The sequence below is a fragment of the Comamonas sp. MYb396 genome (genome assembly GCF_037479555.1).
GTDB lineage: Bacteria > Pseudomonadota > Gammaproteobacteria > Burkholderiales > Burkholderiaceae_C > Comamonas.
The window spans coordinates 1-17,503 of record NZ_JBBGYU010000013.1 but is presented as its reverse complement, the minus strand read 5'-3'; the positions used below and the strand labels follow the sequence as shown (position 1 = coordinate 17,503).

Annotated in this window: 11 protein-coding genes and 2 pseudogenes; 6 read left to right on the top strand and 7 right to left on the bottom strand. The window is 58.3% G+C overall.

Translation table 11 applies throughout. The features are described 5' to 3' along the window. Nucleotides 1-2: 2 nt before the first annotated feature. A complete protein-coding gene (locus WH265_RS23170) occupies nt 3-1,922 on the bottom strand; it encodes a hypothetical protein (RefSeq protein WP_339559796.1) in 1,920 nt (639 codons plus the stop codon). A 374-nt stretch (nt 1,923-2,296) separates the two neighbouring features. On the opposite strand from WH265_RS23170, the pseudogene WH265_RS23165 reads away from it, so the two are divergent. From WH265_RS23165 to WH265_RS23155, 3 genes and pseudogenes are all read left to right on the top strand, one after another. Next, nucleotides 2,297-2,543, top strand: a pseudogene (locus WH265_RS23165) (IS3 family transposase); the annotation flags it as partial. A gap of 181 nt (nt 2,544-2,724) precedes the next feature. Continuing rightward, nucleotides 2,725-4,545 (top strand): ATP-dependent nuclease, encoded by a 1,821-nt coding sequence (locus tag WH265_RS23160; RefSeq protein WP_339559795.1) that lies wholly within the window; start codon nt 2,725-2,727, stop codon nt 4,543-4,545. Next, nucleotides 4,542-6,302: an ATP-dependent helicase gene (locus WH265_RS23155; protein ID WP_339559794.1), complete on the top strand. Its 1,761-nt coding sequence runs from the start codon at nt 4,542-4,544 to the stop codon at nt 6,300-6,302. Before WH265_RS23160 ends, WH265_RS23155 begins: the two co-directional genes overlap by 4 nt. Before the next feature lie 544 nt (nt 6,303-6,846). Here the strand turns inward: WH265_RS23155 and WH265_RS23150 are convergent. The 5 genes from WH265_RS23150 to WH265_RS23130 all read right to left on the bottom strand — a co-directional run bounded on the left by WH265_RS23150 (nt 6,847) and on the right by WH265_RS23130 (nt 12,590). Further along, nucleotides 6,847-7,821 carry a Bug family tripartite tricarboxylate transporter substrate binding protein gene (locus WH265_RS23150; RefSeq protein WP_339559793.1) on the bottom strand — a complete coding sequence of 325 codons (975 nt, stop codon included), beginning with the start codon at nt 7,819-7,821 and terminating at the stop codon, nt 6,847-6,849. A 30-nt stretch (nt 7,822-7,851) separates the two neighbouring features. Next, complete coding sequence (tcuB, locus tag WH265_RS23145) at nt 7,852-9,036, bottom strand: tricarballylate utilization 4Fe-4S protein TcuB (RefSeq protein ID WP_339559792.1); 1,185 nt, start codon at nt 9,034-9,036, stop codon at nt 7,852-7,854. Continuing rightward, entirely contained in the window at nt 9,023-10,447 is a 1,425-nt protein-coding gene (gene tcuA / locus WH265_RS23140; RefSeq protein ID WP_339559791.1) for an FAD-dependent tricarballylate dehydrogenase TcuA, read from the bottom strand. The genes tcuB and tcuA overlap by 14 nt, the downstream gene beginning before the upstream one ends. A 76-nt stretch (nt 10,448-10,523) precedes the next feature. Beyond that, nucleotides 10,524-11,450, bottom strand: coding sequence for a LysR substrate-binding domain-containing protein (locus tag WH265_RS23135; RefSeq protein ID WP_339559790.1), 927 nt, complete (start codon nt 11,448-11,450; stop codon nt 10,524-10,526). Between the two features lie 228 nt (nt 11,451-11,678). Beyond that, nucleotides 11,679-12,590 carry a LysR family transcriptional regulator gene (locus WH265_RS23130; protein ID WP_339559789.1) on the bottom strand — a complete coding sequence of 304 codons (912 nt, stop codon included), beginning with the start codon at nt 12,588-12,590 and terminating at the stop codon, nt 11,679-11,681. 102 nt (nt 12,591-12,692) lie between these two features. On the opposite strand from WH265_RS23130, the gene WH265_RS23125 reads away from it, so the two are divergent. Beyond that, nucleotides 12,693-13,667, top strand: a complete 975-nt coding sequence (locus WH265_RS23125; RefSeq protein ID WP_445228573.1) for a Bug family tripartite tricarboxylate transporter substrate binding protein — start codon at nt 12,693-12,695, stop codon at nt 13,665-13,667. A gap of 43 nt (nt 13,668-13,710) precedes the next feature. Continuing rightward, a complete protein-coding gene (locus WH265_RS23120) occupies nt 13,711-14,550 on the top strand; it encodes a substrate-binding domain-containing protein (protein WP_445228572.1) in 840 nt (279 codons plus the stop codon). Between the two features lie 407 nt (nt 14,551-14,957). Here WH265_RS23120 and WH265_RS23115 read toward each other — a convergent pair. Next, a pseudogene (locus tag WH265_RS23115) lies at nt 14,958-15,428 on the bottom strand (IS3 family transposase); the annotation flags it as partial. A 1,282-nt stretch (nt 15,429-16,710) separates the two neighbouring features. On the opposite strand from WH265_RS23115, the gene WH265_RS23110 reads away from it, so the two are divergent. Then, entirely contained in the window at nt 16,711-17,256 is a 546-nt protein-coding gene (locus WH265_RS23110; RefSeq protein WP_339559788.1) for a helix-turn-helix domain-containing protein, read from the top strand. Nucleotides 17,257-17,503: the final 247 nt, after the last annotated feature.

The window sequence follows — 17,503 nt, the reverse complement described above, 5'->3', positions numbered from 1 at the left end:
ACTTATTTGAAAAAGTGATTCAGCAGATCTGCAAAAATTTTGGCAACGCCATTTCCTGAGGACACTGTTGCCGGATTCCTGCGCGGTGGGGATGGCGGAGGCGCAACTTTGGGCATCGTAGTTTTATAAATAGGCACGATTCTTGGGGGCGGAGAGTATTTGCGTGCACCGGGTTGCACTTTTGGGGGCTGTGGTGAGCCAGTCGCATCTCGTGTAGCCTTTTGACTGTCTCGCGCAAGCCGCTCAAGGCGGAAACGGTTGTGACAGCTTGAGCACCAGGGTAACTTTCCGTCGTTTGCTAGCCGCTCGACATAACGTTTTGAAGATTTGAACGAACGCGAGCATTTTCCGCACACCACTTGGATAGGGTCGCGTACTGGAAAGCTTAAAGGAAATAACTCCTTGGAAATATCTTGGTGTTGCAGTCGCCACTGATAGCTGGAAAGAAGCTCGGACCATTGAGTCACGTTCGTGCGGCGATTGCCGTCATGGAAGGTCCCAAAGAAAGCTTGGCGTATTTTGAAGGGAAGGTGAGACCAGATGAATTGCCACGGTCCTTGTGGGGCGTCTTGCCCTGAGACTTCGGGCGCGCCAGAGCCCAGTTCAGAGGAATAGCGGTAGGGGAAATTTTTAGATTTGATGTTGTCTGCTGGCGAGCCCCCGCCTTGCTGTGAGTAAGGCGCTTTACCTGGAAACAGAATCATGAAGATCATGGTCGCCACAGCGAATAGTTCGTGCTCTTTGGTGCGAAGAAAGTCTGCGTAGTTGCGCCCCTGAATTTCCGGTGGAGTGAAATTGACCGTGCCTACTGGGCAAGGAAATGCTTCGATCTGAAAGCTGTCGGTATCAACGATCCAGACCTTGGAACTGTCCGGAGTCACAAGCAAATTCATCGGGTTTATATCGCCGATGATGATGTTATGAAAATGAAGGAACTCGACGTGGTCAATGAATGCGCGGGCGACCTTGACAAGGTCCTCCCGTGTCCATAGGGGGAACGTCTTTTCCAGACGTGGCTTGACGAACATCGTCGATTGCATCGTCTGGCCTTCAGCACGAGGCATCGAATACCCGATGAACTCACCGTGGCTGTTAGTTAACGTTTGAATGGGCCAACAGATGCCGGGTCGCTCGATATGTCGGCTAACCATCAACTCGATCTTGCGCTGTTTGAGCTGGGTGATTTTCTCCAGATGGTAGATTTTGCATACCAACTGTCCGCCGGGAAGCTCGTATATAGTGCCCTCCCCACCAGCACTGATTTGCCTTCCGAGCACTGTGGTCGCCCCATCTGCGAAGCAAACTTTGTCGCCGCTTTTAGGCAAGCTGGACACGATGGAGGGACTGTCAATTTCACGGATGGGCTGACTGCATAAAGCGAACGGCTGTATACGCGCAGCTTTCGCTGGGCGCCTGGCAGATGCACCCTGAGGCGCACGAGCTATGTTTGTCGCTGAAGTGCGGGGTGGGCCGTTCCAGTGCGCAGCCATGAAGCCGCAAGACTCGATGAATTGCTGCCGTTGCACGCTACGGGATAGCACGATTACACCGTAGTCCTTGCAGAGAGAGATGACGAATTGCTCTGGTGTATAAGCCGCAGCGCTTCGCTCAAGGATGTATACGGGCGTGCCTTTGAATGACAGCCGCTGCAAGGTGTCGCTACCAATCAACACACCACCTGGTGGAACCTCATCGAGATTTACGGCTGGTGTGCTTTGAAGCTCCCGAAGGAGCGCAATGGCAGCACCTTTTCCAGGCACAGAGCGTTTGGCAATGGCCTGGATCTCCGTCAAAGTCCCGGAAGTGACGAATGGCAAGCCAGACTTCTGAACGATACGACGAAGGACGTCGGGATCCGCTAGGAGAACATTACCTTCGACCAATACACGGTCTCGATTTGGCTTTATATTTTGGTGCGCCATCAAAGTGCTTCTATCTCACAACTTTCTTATTGGGATCGTAGCATTTTTACACAATAAAACATACCTGACAGCATCTTCCAGAGTAAAGCGAACCATCTTGCCTCGGTGTGCTTCTTGCATTGCAAGGCGGTGCATCAGGCGCGGATAATTACTTGGATTGGATTTATGCGCAAGTCCAAGGCTCGCCCGGTATTCGACAAGGCTGTGAGAGCCAAGGGAAATCTTGATACGCTGCTCGTTGTATCAGCGGTGTCGCATCGCCAGGGGGACATCGCAGCGAAGTGCTGCCAATTGGGCCCTAGGAGCACTGCCGGCTGGTAGAGATGCCGCCCTGGGAAAAGTCTGCAGAACCTCACAACCTGATCGTCTCAAGTGCCATCGAGCCGTCCGTGGACAGCTATGACGACGCTTTGACCGAGACCATCAACGGCCTCTACAAAGCCGAGTTAATCCATCGACGTGCACCATGGAAAACAAGGAAGCCGTGGAGTTCGCCAGGCTCGAATGGGTGTCATGGTTTAACCACCATGGCCTATCCGAACCGGGTATATCCCTCCAGCAGAAGCTGAGGCAAACTACTACCGGCAACTTGCCAATCAGGCCACTGCTGTAGTGACCTGACTTAAACCAAACAGCCTCCTTGAAACCCGGAGCGATTCAGTCAAACGTTGCTGCGAAATCAACTGACACTGACCGCCACAAAGCAGCCGTTCCAGGCTGGCTTGAGCAGAACACCATGCACGCCTCTTTATGATGACCACCACACCATTAAACTAAGGCTTACGTCAATACGGGAGAAGACATGAAGGTTGTCCGGCTCACCATCACGAACTTTCGCGGGATCAAGTCGGCGAAGCTCCTGTTCGACGGGCACACCCTGATGGTGGGCTCCAACAATGTCGGCAAGAGCACGCTCTGCGAAGCCCTCGACCTGGTCTTGGGCCCCGACCGGCTCAACCGCTTCCCTCCGGTCGATGAGTTCGACTTCTACAACGCTGAATACCTGGCCCCTGCCGCAGGAGAAGGTGCGGAGCGGGTGCCGACTCCGCTTCGGATTGAGGCGGTCCTCATTGAACCCGGTGCCGAGATCGGAGCCAAATGCGGCGGCAACACCGAGTTTTGGCATGTAGCCGAGCAAAGACTGCTCGGTGCGGGAGAGGCCGACGCCGCCAATGCTCCCTATGCCGTCCCCTGCCTTCGGATCGAGACTATCGGCCAATACAACCCCGAGGAAGACGAGTTCGAGGCACGCACCTACTTCTCCCATAGTCCCGACGCTCCCCCCGGGGAGCTGACCAAGCTTCCCAAGCCGATCAAGCGGCAGTTTGGTTTCCTCTACCTGCGGGCGCTTCGGACCGGCTCGCGGGCGCTGAGCTTGGAGCGTGGGTCGCTTCTCGACATCATCCTGCGGACGAAGGGCGTGCGCACCAGCCTGTGGGAGAAGACCATCGAGCGCCTGCGCGGCCTCGACATCGAAGCCGACGCGGCCGAGATTGCGCCGGTTCTGCGATCCGTTGAGAGGCGGCTTGCCCGCTACATCGCATTGGAGTCGCCCGGCAACGCCACCAAGCTGCATGTCTCGGAGCTCACGCGTGAGCATCTGCGCAAAACGATGACGTTCTTCCTAGCGCTGTCGACGGACCAACGACACGTCCCATTCCCCCACGCCGGCACGGGCACCATCAACACGCTGGTGCTCGCGCTGCTCTCCTTCATCGCCGACCTCAAGCCAGACACGGTTATCTTCGCCATGGAAGAGCCCGAGATCGCGGTACCGCCTCACACCCAACGACGCATCGCCCAATACCTGCTGACCAAGACGACGCAGGCCTTTGTGACCTCCCACTCGCCATTCGTGATCGAGAAGTTCGAGCCATCCAAGACACTGCTGCTGGCTCGAAATGCTGGCGTGGTCACGGCGCGAAAGGTCTCCGATGCCACGGGCCTCAAAGATAACGACTACAAGCGCTTCTCTCGCTCCGGCCTGTCTGAATGCATGCTTGGACGAGCAGCCATCGTCGTCGAAGGCGTTACCGAGTTGCATGCGATGCCCATCGTCGCACGGCGCATGGAAGAGAGCGATCCTAAATTGCAGCCGCTGGACATCGCGGGTGTGGCCTTCTTCGACGCTGATGGCGAGTCGAACATGCCCAAGTTCGGAAAGTTCTTCAAGACGCTGGAGCTCCGCACCTTCGCCTTCTACGACCTTGACTACAAAAAAAAGCGCAAGGGCGAGCAGGCGCAGGCTCTGGCGGACAACTTCGAAATCAACGTTGAGCACGCCTACAAGGGCTTCGAAGACCTCGTCGTGGCGGAGGTGCCCGTGGATCGGCTGTGGTCCTTCCTGTCGGGCCTAAAATCCAATGATGAGAACGGCAACGTCGCCATTCCCGATGCGCGCCCGAACGACGACGCGGTCAAGGCCATTGCCAAAGAAGCCCTCGGAAGCAACAAGGGCGCCGGCTGGTCGGCGCGCCTGTTCGAGGAGTGCGAGCTCCACGAGCTGCCGGCCACGGTGACCAAGTTTCTGGCGTCAGTGTTCGCACTCTTCCCACCTCCACCCCCGATCGACGACGGCGATCGAGCACCCCCTGAACCGGCCGCCGCTGCTGCCGCTCCATGAACGAGCCTTGCAAGTTGCGCGAAAGCGTCATGGCTTGCAAGGGCCATGCCTTGGTCATCGGCGGTCCCGGCAGCGGCAAGACAACGCTCGCACTGCGCAAGGCGGTCAAGCGGATTCGCAACGGCATGCGTCCGGGTCAGTCGGCCTTGTTCCTGAGCTTCTCACGGGCGGCAGTGGCACGCATCTTGGATGCCGCCAAGCTAGAGTCCACCAAAGCAGAACAGGAGCAGCTCTCCATCCAAACGTTCCATTCGTTCTTCTGGGACATCCTCAAAGCTCACGCCTACCTGCTTGGGGCACCGCATAGGCTATCGATCTTGCTGCCACACGACGAGAAGGCACTGTCGGGCGGCATTGGCAACGAAGACGATGGGTGGGACGAGTGGCTCGTCGAGCGAGAGCGGCTGTTTCGAGAAGAGGGCCGGATCGCGTTCGATCTGTTCGCGCCCAATGCGACAGCTCTGTTGGCTCGCAGCTCGCATCTTTTGGCGTCGATTGCTCATCGGCATCCCATCATCATCGTGGACGAAGCCCAGGACACCGGTCAATACGCGTGGCAGTGCATCCAGATGCTCGCGCCACACACCCAGGTGCTGTGCCTGGCAGACCTGGAGCAGCAAATCTTCGACTACCTGCCAGGCGTCGGCCCGGAGCGCGTGATTGCCATCCGGGAAGCGTTGAAGCCGCACGAGATCGACCTTGGGACGCAGAACCACCGCAGCCCGGACTCCGAAATCCTGGCGTTCGGCAATGACATCCTGACGGCCAAGCCACGCGGAGCGCCCTACAAGGGCGTATCCGCCCTTGCGTACCGCCCCGAGAAGCCACCGCCGAACTGGAATCATCTGCTGCGCCGAGCCCTCGGGGAGCTCTTGAAGTCGATTCAGGCTCAGAGCGACAAGAAGGTGGAGACGATCGCGATACTGGTCACCAACAACCGCAGTGCGCTGAAGATGTCCAACGCCCTCAACGCGTTGGGAGCCAATGTCGGGAAGCCGGTTCGGCACAAGCTGCTGTTCGACGAGGCCGAAGCGCTGCTGTCAGCCCGTTTCGCGGCCTTTCTGCTGGAACCCAAGGACCTCGCCCAACTGGAGGCCGATGTCGCCACCAGCATGGAAATGATCGCCGCCGCGAGGCGCGCGACGGGACAGGGCCGGAAGGAGGTCGCCAAACTCTTGGAGCAGGCCAACAAAATCAAGGGTGGCAAGGCCCTGAACATCAACATCGCCAACGCGCTGCGCGGCCTGATTTCAGGCTTGGCAGTCAACGATTTCAGCGGCGATCCCGCCGAGGACTGGCTCACGGTCAAACATGAGATGCGGGCGACTAATCAAGACGAGCTCACCCGGGTCGCTGCGCAGTTGGACTTCTTGGTGGCGTTCCGTCGGGGACATCGCATCTCGGCTGCCCTCTCAGATGAATGGCTTCGCGACGGCGCTTACACCGATGCCCGCACCGTCCTCGACTTGGCTCTCGCACAGGAGCAAATCCTCGAAGGCGTGGATCCGCCGATGGGCTTGCAAGTCATGAATTTCCACAAGGCCAAGGGCAAGCAGTTCGACGGAGTCATCCTAGTGCGCGAAGCTCGTCGGACCGGCCCCACCGTCGAATCATCTTTCATTTGGCGAGGCGACACTGCCCCGTATCCCAAAAGTCGACGTGTGCTTCGAGTCGGCATCACGCGAGCAAAAGTCCACACGCTCATCCTCAGTCCGCTTTGGCCGCAATGCCCCCTGCTCAAGGGGCACAAGATCTAAGGAAAACTCCTCTTCAGTCGGACTGGCGCGTGGCGATATTACGTAGGACGATTGGCGACGGAGTTTTGCACGAAGACCAAGGTCATTCCCTCTTGAGTCGACCGGGCTGGCTACAGATCCCGACTGAGAGTTGTCGGCGGCGAGGAGAATCGCTTCGCACGAGGAAGGTCAATGACCGGTTCCGGCAGCCGCTGACATTCGCTTTGGAACGGCGAACGACCGTACCCAGCCTGAAGGCGACATCATTACCGCGAACGGCAGAAATGCAGCGCTGCTGCCAATCTTGCCGTAGGGCGAACTGTTGCTCACGGGCTCACACCAGTTATTCAGAGCGCCAAGCCAGTCGCTTGTACAACAACTGTTTTCAGGTGGTGTTGCCGACTTTCAGCGGAGGCGCTCCGGCAGAGGCTCTTTGCCCAAAGCGGTAGTGCTTCGCTCGCCAAAGCTGACTTTCCATCTCTGTGCCACCCCCGACATTGATGCGCGCATCTCCGCCTGGCGTTCGCGCTTGGTGTGACAAATCCGCGCAATGAGGTATTGACATTCAGTTGGCACTTATCTTACGGTCGCGCACAATTGCGCTCCATTTGGCGTCCTCTTTTTTCATGAAGGCGGTGAGTTCTGCTCGGGTGGTCGGCTGAGGTGTCAAGCCGTGCTTGTTCAACGCTTGCTTCACGCCTGGATCAGCCAGTACGGTGACGATGGCCTGATTCCACCGCTCCAATAGGGCCACTGGGGTCTTTCCGGGTGCAACGAATGCGTACCAGTTAAGCGCTTCAAAGCCTGGGTAACCCGACTCCGCCACCGTTGGGATGTTGGGCATGTAGACCGGACGGGTGATGCCCGTGGTGGCCAGCGGGATCAGGTTGCCGGCTTCAACTTGGGGCAACGCAGTCGGCGGTGCTGAAAAATATGAGGCGATGCGCTGGCCCAGCAAGTCCTGCAGGGCCGGTGCGCCCCCTTTGTAGGGCACATGCACCATGTCGATGCCGGCTATCTGGTTGAAGAGTTCGCCGGCCAAATGGGATGCGGATCCGGCTCCGGTCGAGGCGAAGTCGATGCTGCCGGGATTTTTCTTTGATAAATCCACGAATTCGGACAGAGTTTTTGCACCGATGCCCTTGTGCACCACCAAGACATTAGGAAAGTTCACTCCACCAGAGATGGCGGCCAGATCCTTGAATGGGTCGTAGCTCACCTTCATCACATGCGGTGCAATGGTTAATGGCCCAATGGAGCCAAACAGCAGCATCGAGCCGTCGGCCGGGCCATGGGCTACATATTGGTGAGCAATGTTGCCGCCGGCACCCGCTTTGTTATCTACGATGACGGTCCGGCCAATGTCTTCGCCAAGCTTGCGGGCTATCAAGCGCGCCGCTGCATCTGCCGCACCTCCGGCAGCGAAGCCCACTACCAGCGTGATGGGCTTGTCAGGAGGGAAGTTCTGAGCATGTACGTGCGGCACCACGCTGAGCGTGGCGGCCAGCGTCGCAGCGTGCAGAAGTTGTCTTTTTTTCATCGGGGTCTCCTTGGGATTTTCGTGTTGAGCTCAGTCAGCTCCAAGGCCGACGGAATTGGGCTGACGCCTCTCGACGGCATGGCGCAGCAACGCTGCGCTTCTGAAAATGCCGTGGCCAAACTTGCCATAGGGCATGGTGGCGAACAGTGCCATCACGGCGCCTAGATGCAGGCACAGCAGCAGTGCCAGGGCGGGTGTACCGCGGCCAAGCCACAAGGCCAGGCCGCTGGCGCTGGTGAGGAACAGCAGGGCAATGAAGCCAAGGTCCATCGACTTTTGCGCCAAGTCCCCGTGCAAGGGATGACGCCTGCGATTCAGCCGCCACAACCCGGCGGTGCCAAGCATCAGGCAGATGCCGCCGACCACGCCTAGCAGCTTGGGCAGGCTGGGCAAGGCGTAGGGTGCCGTCCAGCCGAAAGCGTAGTGGTAGAGCGTAGCGACGCTGGTGGCGGCAAAGCACAGCATGAAGCCGTAGAAGGTGAGATGGTGGAAGCGTCGCCGCGACAGCGTGTAGGCATCGTCTTCGTTGTGGCAGCCGTCGCCGTGGCCACCGTCAAGATACTTGAGGCGCAGAACCGCATCTGCGGCTTCGGCGGCGGCAGGTGCGTCCAACGGTGCACTGCTGGTGGCCGGCGTGATGTCGCGCCAGAAACGCCGCACGCCCATTGCTAGCGCCAATGTGGCAAACAGGAACACGGGGGCGAACAGGCTCACCAGCAGGTTGTGTGGAAACACGCTGTAGAAGGTGTCGCCCGGCGCTGCGCCCCACAGGCTGCCTTTGATCGCCACGGCCATAACCAAAAACAGCGCCAGCGCCGCGGCCAATGCCAGCGATAGCGTGAGCCCGTTGCGTTGGTAGAGCATGCCTAAGGCGGGTGGCCAGGCGTAGTCCACATAAGTCTGGCCACGCACCTCAGCCATGGCCTGGGGCACATTCACTGCAAATTCATGTGGCGGTGCGTACTGGCAGGCATGCAGGCAGGCACCGCAGTTGTGACAGAGGTTGGCCAGAAAGTGGATGTCGGCCTTGCCGAATTCGAGCCGTCGCGTCATGGCTGGAAACACGGCGCAGAAGCCCTCGCAGTAGCGGCAGGCGTTGCAGATTTGCATCTGCCGGCCGACCTCGGTCTCTGCGGAGGAGAGAATGGGAATGACGCGACGTGGACCGTCTACAAGCGACGCGGCTTCACGTGCCGGGGTTTCAAGCGTTTGCATGTTGGGACTCTTTTTGCTTCAAAACGGAAGCTGCGGCCTGGGAGCCGGCGATGCGACCGAATGCGGTGCCGATGCTCATGCCGACGCCGGCGGTGTAGCCTTTGCCGAGCACGTTGCCGGCCATCATTTCGCCAGCCACGAAGAGGTTGGGGCTGCGCCGGCCGCCGAAGCGAACGGCGGCGGTGTCGTCCACTTTCAGGCCTAGGTAGGTGAAGGTGATGCCAGGGCGCAGCGGGTAGGCATGGAAGGGCGCGGTGTCGATGGGCCGTGCCCAATGGGTCTTGGCGGGGGCCAGGCCTTCGGTATGGCAGTCGTCAAGCGCCGTATGGTCGAAGCGGCCGACGCGGCAGGCGGTGTTGTAATTGGCGATGGTGCGTAAAAAGCTCTCCTCGTCCAGCCCCAACTGGCGCGCCAGTTCGGGCAGCGTGGCCGCGGAGGTGCCGGCGAACACCGGCGGCATGAAGTGACCGATGGCCTTTTGGTCAATGATGGAATACGCCACCTGGCCCGGTTGCTGCGCCACCAGCCGGCCCCAGATGGCGTAGCGCTTGGGCCAGAAATCCTCGCCTTCATCATAGAAACGGCGTGCCTCGCGGTTGACCACCACGCCTAGCGACACACAGTCAATGCGAGTGCATATGCCGCCGTCATAGAGCGGCGCGCGGGCATCGATGGCCACCATGTGGCCCTGCGACGGGTCACCGACGGCGTCGGCTCCAGCGTCTATCATTTGCTTGAGCAGCACGCCCTGGTTGAAGCGGGTTCCGCGGATAAGGAAGTTGTCGGCTGGCCATTCGCCGCGCTCGTTCTGGCCCCAAGCCTCGCGCAGCCAGGCTCGGTTGGACTCGAAACCGCCGGCCGCGAGCACACAGCTCCTGGCGGTGATTCGTTCACCGGCTTCTGTGCGCACGGCCTTGAAGCGGTCGCCGTCAAGCTCCACCGACGTTACCGGCGTGTCGTAACGGACTTGCACGCCAAGGCGCTCGGCGCTGCGGTAATAGGCGTTCACCAGCGCTTTGCCGCCACCCATGAAAAAGGCGTTGGTGCGGGCCACATGCAGCGCGCCGGAGAGCGGGGGTTGGAAGTGCACGCCATGGCGACGCATCCAGTCTCGACAGCTCGACGATGCGCGGATCACCAGCCTTGCCAGGTGCTCGTCGGTCATGCCACCGGTGACCTTGAGCAGATCCTGCCAGTATTCTTCCTCAGGGTAGGCCTCTACCAGCACGTCTTGAGGCGTGTCGTGCATGCAGCGCAGGTTGCGCGTGTGCTGAGAATTGCCGCCGCGCCAGGCCTTGGGCGCTGCTTCGAGCAGCAGAACGCTGGCGCCGGTCTCACGCGCCATCAGCGCGGCGCAAAGCGCGGCATTGCCGCCGCCGATGACGAGTACGTCTACCTCTTGATTGCTCACTGCTTGTCTCCTTGTGGGTCAGGCGACTTTAGGCAGGCGGCCTTTCAGACGAAAGGCCGGATCGGGCAACAGGTGTTCAGTTTTTGAGAAGACTTGCGCCAGCCCATCGGCCTTCGCGCACCAGCGTGAGCGCAGTGTTGGCCATTACTACCCGGGTGGCCAACGCGGCGGGCGACAGTTCATCGTCCGACAAGCTGACCAGCAAGTTGCGCCGGCCCACATGTGCATCGGTGATCTCACTGCTGAATACCTCATCTGAAGGTTGGCGTGCGATGGCGGCGCCCGGTTGTATGGTCGCGCCAAGACCGGCGCGGACGGCATCCATCAGCAATGCCAAGCCGTCTATTTCCGCCACCACGTCAGGTACGAGGCCTGCGCGGGCGAAGGCAGTGGTGAGGGTGGCACGCAAGCCGTGACCAGTGCTAGGCATGATCAGCGGCACGCCAGCAAGCTGGGACAGCTGCACATAGGGTCTACTGGGCCGCTGGGTCAACCCCGCTGCAGCTAGCACGAACAGCTTTTCATCGAGCAGGGGCTCAATGCTCCATCTGCGCGGCGTGGAGGTCTCGAACAACACGGCCAAGTCGAGCTGACGGGCCTGCAACATGCTGGCCAAATTGCCCGATAGCGATTCCACTAAATGCAGCCGTACATCTGGGTAACGCTCTCGCATGGCTTGGATCAGCGCAAGCCCGAGCACCGAAGCGGTGGTCGGTGCCAGACCCACGCTCACATGGCCCGATAGGCGCGCCTGCTGCGCCGCGCGCACCGCCTCGTCTGCATGGCGCAGAGTAAGCTGGGCTTGCTGCAAGAAGGCCGCTCCAGCATCGGTAGGGATGACCCCTGTGCTGCTGCGTTGTAGCAACCGGGTACTGAGCTCGCCTTCGAGTCGGCTGATCTGCTGACTCAATGCCGAAGTCACTACACCGAGCTCAATAGCTGCACGCCCCATACTGCGCAGCTCGCAAACCTTAACAAAATACCTGAGTTGGCGGAGTTCCATACAAAGCCCTCAGCAAACGGCCGCGGGCCATGAAAGTTATTTCGCCCATCTAAAGGGCAACGCTCAATAGTAGATTGCAGCGCTTAGGCGTACAGCCTGAGGCGGAGTATGGCTGAAATTGACCGATGTGCACTCATGAAGACCTCCTATGCTCAAAAGATAGGCTAATTTCTACCTGACCAGGGGCAGTCCACAGTGACCCAGCTTGCCAGCTCATAGTGGTTGATATCAAGGGGGGACGAGCGGTCCGTGGTGCCAATTCAGAAGATGCCCACGTAGTATCTCTGCCGAAGGGCTGAGTGTTCGGTCACGGCGTTGTAGCAGACCGATGGTACGCCACACCTCGGGAGACACTAGCGGAACGCCACAAATCTCAACTTGATTCTGGTGCAGCGCAAGCTGTGGGATGACCGCCAGCCCTAACCCTGCCTCAACTAAAGCCAGTGCTCCGGAGAGATGATTGCATTCATACCAGGCGACAGGCTGATCTGGCAGTTGGGCAACGATTTGGTCCAGCAGCAAACGGTTTTCGCTTTGCCGAGACACTGACACCAGCCGCTGGCCCGCCAGCTCCATCCATGCAACGCTTTCCCGATTTGCCCAAGGATGCTCTCGTGGCATCGTCAGCACATAGCGCTCGCTGGTCAGTGCTTCGAACTGCAGCGAGGGCTCCTGGCTGCCGGTGAAGTTCAATCCAAAATCGGCCTCGCCTTGCAGGACCGCGTCAAGCACACGCTTGGCACTCTCGTCCATCACATGTACCTGTACCTCCCGCTGGTCAGCGGCAAATTCTTTCAAAATCGGGGCCAGCAAATTGGTTGCGACTGAAGGTATGCAAGCGATGACCACTTTCCCTCGGCGCAGCATGCGTTGGTCGTCGACCCGCTGAATCGCATCTTCAAGGCCTGAGAGCGCTCGGCGTGCTTCCTGGAGAAATTCCTTGCCGACCGGTGTGAGCTGCACATGCCGGGTGGTGCGCTCGAGCAGCCGCACGCCCAGGGACGCCTCCAGACGTTCCACACGCCTGCTAAGTGCCGGGGGCGACAAAAAAAGGGCCTCAGCAGCCATGCGAAAGCTGGCCTTCTCTGCGGTCATTACAAATGCTTCCAATTCCCCCATGTCGAATTTGATGCGCCCCATGCAATAGTCCCTGTTTAAATTGCAATTTACAGAATAACACTCCCTGTCTAGGATCGCGGGTATCGAAAAAAGCAGGCATGCCCGGCGTGCACAGGAGACAACATGAAACTACCTAAATGGTATGTGGCGAGCTTCATCGCGGCAGGACTTGGTTTGTCCATGACGGCCAGCAAAGCGCAGGAATTTCCACCGAAACGGCCCGTGACCATGGTCGTAGGGTTTGCGGCAGGAGGCTCGGCCGATATTGCCGCACGCATCATCGCCAAGAAACTGAGCGAGAACATCGGGCAGAACGTGGTCGTGGACAACAAGCCCGGCGCCGGCGGAAATCTTGCGCATGGCCAGGTGGCCAACGGTCCTGCCGATGGCTCCATGCTGCTCTTTGGCTCGATTGGTCCGCTGACCATATCTCCGCATCTCATGAAGCTGCGCTATGACCCACTCAAGGATCTGGCGCCCATCACGATGGGGGTGGTCTTTCCTAACGTACTGGTGGTGCCGGCCAGCACCGGTATCAAGACCCTGGCCGAATATGTCGCCCGAGCAAAGCGCGAACCGGGCAAGCTGGACTTCGCCTCAACAGGTCCTGGATCGGCGTCCCACCTGGCCGGTGAGCTGCTCAATGATGTCGCACATATCAGCACCGTGCACATCCCCTACAAGGGCGGTGCGCCCGCTTTGCAGGACGTGCTCGGTGGCCGCGTCGCATCCTTCTATGCCGCACCACCAACGGCACTGCCGCATATCGAGTCCGGCAAGCTGATCGCACTTGCCACCACCGGGCTGACCCGCCCTGCCTACCTGCCCAACGTCCCCACCGTCGCCGAGAGCTACCCAGGGTTCAATGCCACCAATTGGTATGCGTTTCTGGCACCCGCGAAGACCCCTCAGCCTTTGCTGGACCGTTGGAACCTGGAACTGGTGAAGGCGCTCAACGCGCCCGAGGTGCGGGACAACCTGCTCAAGCATGGCCAGACGGCTACTCCGGGTAAGCGGGAGGAGCTGGGTAAGTTTATCGGCGATGAATATGCCAAGTGGGGCCGGATCATTCAGGAACGCAAGATCACGATCGAGTAATGCAGGACCTGGTAAGCCCCGACAACCCATGAGGAGACAAGCCTTGTCCATACTCCATCTTCTTCGCAGTGATTGTGCTTTCGGCGGGAGCCGACGTGCGGTTGGCGGCCTGGTAGCCGGCTGGTTGAGCCTGGGGTTCCTCGCCGCCTCCTTACAGCCTTCTGCCGCGCATGCAGCCGATGTTCTGGTAGTTACCTCCGGAGGTTTCTCAGCAGCCTATGATCAACTGGTGCCGTTATATGAGCAGGCCACCGGTCACAAGATCATCACGGCGCGCGGAGCCTCGCTGGGCAATGCACAGGACTCCATTCCCAGCCGCCTAGCTCGGGGCGAGCAATTCGACATCGTGATTCTGGCGGACTCCGGCTTGGAACAGCTCGTTGCCCAAGGCAAGGTCCAGGAGGGATCGCGTGTGGATCTGGCTCGCTCGATGATTGGCATGAGTGTGCGCAAGGGCACCCCCAAGCCCGATATCAGCTCTGTCGAGGCGCTCAAGCAGACTTTGCTAAATGCCCAAAGCATCGCCTATTCGGCAAGTGCAAGTGGAACTTACCTCTCTACGGAGTTGTTTCCGCGTCTGGGCGTGGCCGAGCAAATCATGGGCAAAGCCTCCAGGATTCTGAGCGAACGCGTCGGTGCTGTCGTGTTGCGTGGCGATGCGGAGATTGGTTTCCAGCAGGTGAGTGAATTGCTTCCGTTCAAGGACCTTGACTTTGTGGGGCCGCTGCCAGACGAAGTGCAGCAGCGTGTTTTTTTCTCTGCGGGCATTGCGACCGCCGCACCTCAGCCGGATGTGGCCCGGCATTTCATTCGTTTTCTCGCTTCTCCTGCAGCAGCACCGATTGTTCGCAGCACCGGGATGGAACCATCCGCCGCTCGCTGAATCGGCGTGGCGGGAAATCAACGACCGCTGCCTGTCAATCTGCAGCCGCTGGCATCGATGAACGCGCTCAGCTCAGAGGACCAAGCGCTCCAGTAGAGCTGTGATGGACCTCATGCCGGCCCCAATGGTCTGGTACAGCGTCCGAAGCCTTTGAAACCCAGGACTCCATGCTGCGGTGGTGCCTAGCGTGGTTGTGGAAAAACCGAGCACCCCATGGGAGTGTCTTGCGTCTTGCAGAAAGGAATGCACCGTGATTAAAGGCTGCCGGGGGCAGGGCGGCTGTGTGCGAGAAGCAAACCTACAAAACAACATGAACTGCAATGGCTGTTCACGGTGCCATCAATCATCGAACTGTTTGAGTTGAGCCACAGCAATCTGGGCTTCCCCCAGTTTCCCGAACGATTTGCCTAGTCCATTAGGCTTTGCTCAAAGTCGACTGGGCTAAAGATGTTTAGCTTTGAATGTTTACGCACTGGGTTGTAGAAACGCTTAATGTAGTCGAACACATCAGACCTAGCTTCCTCCCTTGTCCGGTAGACCTTGCGGCTAAGCCGTTCGGTCTTCATCAATGAGAAAAAGCTCTCCATCGCGGCGTTGTCTTATCATTCGCCGCGACGACTCCTGCTGCAGGTGATGCCTTGTGCCTTGAGCAATTGCTGGAAGTCATTGCTTGTGTATTGACTACCTTGGTCTGAGTGATGCATCAGCGAGCTGGATTTGCCCCTTCGCCATGTAGCCATCAATAATGCGTCACTCACCATCTTGGCTTGCATGGTCTCGCTCATCTAACAACCTATGATGCGGCGTGAATACATTTCCATTACAGCTGTGGCGTAAAGCCAGCCTTGCGCTATTCAGATATAAGTAAAGTCGGCTAGGCGATGCCACAATCAAACGCGATAGGGGCATGCGTAGGCTTTTACACCCAGGAATAGAAAAAGCCTCCCTGGCGCCACTATGGCACTGGGGAGGCGTTTTTGTTTGAGGTTCGGAGCTTGACTACAGGTAGTCGGATTTCAGTTCGATTTGCGCCGACCTAGGCGGAATGCGGCGCTTTCAGGCACAAAAAACCGCCCTGAGGCGGTTGGTCTGATGAGTTAGTTTTGATCGGGGCTTCGGAAAACCTTGGCCTGACCTTTGATCCCTATCTGGTCACAGAGTCGCGCTAGCTCTCCGTCCGTGTATTCCACTCGCCATTGATCTAACTCGTCCTTTTGAGAGGGGTCATAGACGACTTGCCCAGTATCGCCAGAGGGATGTTGAATCACGTTACCTGCGTATATATCATGACCGCTAAAATCGGTCCATGGTGCTTTTTGCATTGCCATAGTCTTCTCATTGAGATGGGTCTGTAGGCTCCAAGAGCACGCCTAGAGCCCAGCCTTTTCAGGCCGGTTGTGAGGGAATTGAAGATTCTATTTCTAGAGCGCGATCTGACTGCTTGCGAGCAGCGCAAGAAGCGAATGAAAAAGAGAGGGAGCAGACCCTAGGAAGTTGGTGAGGCTGAAAGCTTGCCTAGGATGGTGATGTCGAGGCTTGAAGGCGCAACGTTTTGATGGATCAGAGGGCGCGCATGCCCTGATCGGATATTGAGGATAGCACAAAGCAGTCAAGCGCACATGACTATCAGAGGTCCACTAGAAGCCAATATCAATGGCAGCAGCCTTCAATCTTGCGCTTCAGCCCCTCACAGTACATGTGATCGCCGATCTCAGCCAGCGAGTACATCTCTTCTTCAGAGATGCTTCTCGATTTCACCCATGAAAACAGATAAGAGCACCTTAGCAGCGTCTGGGACTTAAGGGATGCGGAGCTGGTCCATGCGATTAGCCTGCAAGCGGATGCTTTCGATGTATGAATCTGATTTAGTCATAAGGGCTTTCGGCGTTGTGACAGGCAAAAAAATGCCACCCGGACGGATGGCGAAGGTTAGGAATAAAAAGGCCGATCCTGGTCCACCAGGCGAGCGTGCAAGTGTTACAAGAGAGGGAGGGATGCTACGCACGATTTCGGCATGAAAACTATGGGAATATGGTAGACCAATTCCTTTGGTGAATGCGTCGCGAATGTCTCGTTGATGCTACTTGCAGAGCAAAAAAAGCCCGCAGTTGAACTGCACCCCAAAAGTTGGACATCCATCCAACCTTTGGGGTGTTTTTCATGGCGAAGTACGACGAGAGTTACAAGCTGGAAGTTGTCCAGGGCTACGTGCAGGGGCAGCATGGGTTCAGAGCACTGGCCCATGCTCACGGTCTCGACCAAGCGACAGTGCGACGTTGGGTAAAGAGCTACCAACAGCATGGCCTATCAGGGTTGCGCAAGAAGTTCAGTCGCTACAGCGCCGACTTCAAACTGGCAGTGTTGCAGCGGATGTGGCGAGATGATCTGTCTGCACGAGAGACGATTACCTTGTTTGATATCCGGGGTGGCACCGGTGTCATCAGCGCCTGGGAGCTGCAATATCATAACGGTGGACCGCAAGCACTTGCACCCCGGCCAAGAGGGAGCCCCAAGAAGATGCCAAACCCACCCACAGCCAAGCCCGCACAGGCACAAGCAGTTATGTCTGCGCACGACACGCGTTCGCACGCAGATTTGCTCAAAGAGGTGAAGTACCTGCGCGCGGAGGTGGCGTACCTAAAAAAATTGGAGGCCTTGGTTCAGGCGAAAAACAAGCTGCGCAGAAAAAGCGCGGATAGTGCTTGAGCTAAGGCCAGATCACGACCTCAAGGACTTGCTGCGGGCAGGTAAGCTGGCGCAGCACCTTCTATTACCAGGCTCAAGTGCACAGGAGAGGCGACAAATACGCTGAGCTCAAGGCTCAGATCCGATCTGTCTACGAGCTTCACAAAGGATGCTATGGCTATCGGCGCATTGTAAGCGTCCGGTCATCCCATCTTGACTCGCAATAGCGTGCGGCGAAGGCGTTTGATGGAAGCTCCGGCAATTGCTC

Excerpts from the sequence above, each read along its gene's own strand:
- WH265_RS23170 (WP_339559796.1), bottom strand. The coding sequence starts at position 1,922 with ATGGCGCACCAAAATATAAAGCCAAATCGAGACCGTGTATTGGTCGAA.
- WH265_RS23160 (WP_339559795.1), top strand. The coding sequence starts at position 2,725 with ATGAAGGTTGTCCGGCTCACCATCACGAACTTTCGCGGGATCAAGTCG.
- WH265_RS23155 (WP_339559794.1), top strand. The coding sequence starts at position 4,542 with ATGAACGAGCCTTGCAAGTTGCGCGAAAGCGTCATGGCTTGCAAGGGC.
- WH265_RS23150 (WP_339559793.1), bottom strand. The coding sequence starts at position 7,821 with ATGAAAAAAAGACAACTTCTGCACGCTGCGACGCTGGCCGCCACGCTC.
- tcuB (WP_339559792.1), bottom strand. The coding sequence starts at position 9,036 with ATGCAAACGCTTGAAACCCCGGCACGTGAAGCCGCGTCGCTTGTAGAC.
- WH265_RS23135 (WP_339559790.1), bottom strand. The coding sequence starts at position 11,450 with ATGGAACTCCGCCAACTCAGGTATTTTGTTAAGGTTTGCGAGCTGCGC.
- WH265_RS23130 (WP_339559789.1), bottom strand. The coding sequence starts at position 12,590 with ATGGGGCGCATCAAATTCGACATGGGGGAATTGGAAGCATTTGTAATG.
- WH265_RS23125 (WP_445228573.1), top strand. The coding sequence starts at position 12,693 with ATGAAACTACCTAAATGGTATGTGGCGAGCTTCATCGCGGCAGGACTT.
- WH265_RS23110 (WP_339559788.1), top strand. The coding sequence starts at position 16,711 with ATGGCGAAGTACGACGAGAGTTACAAGCTGGAAGTTGTCCAGGGCTAC.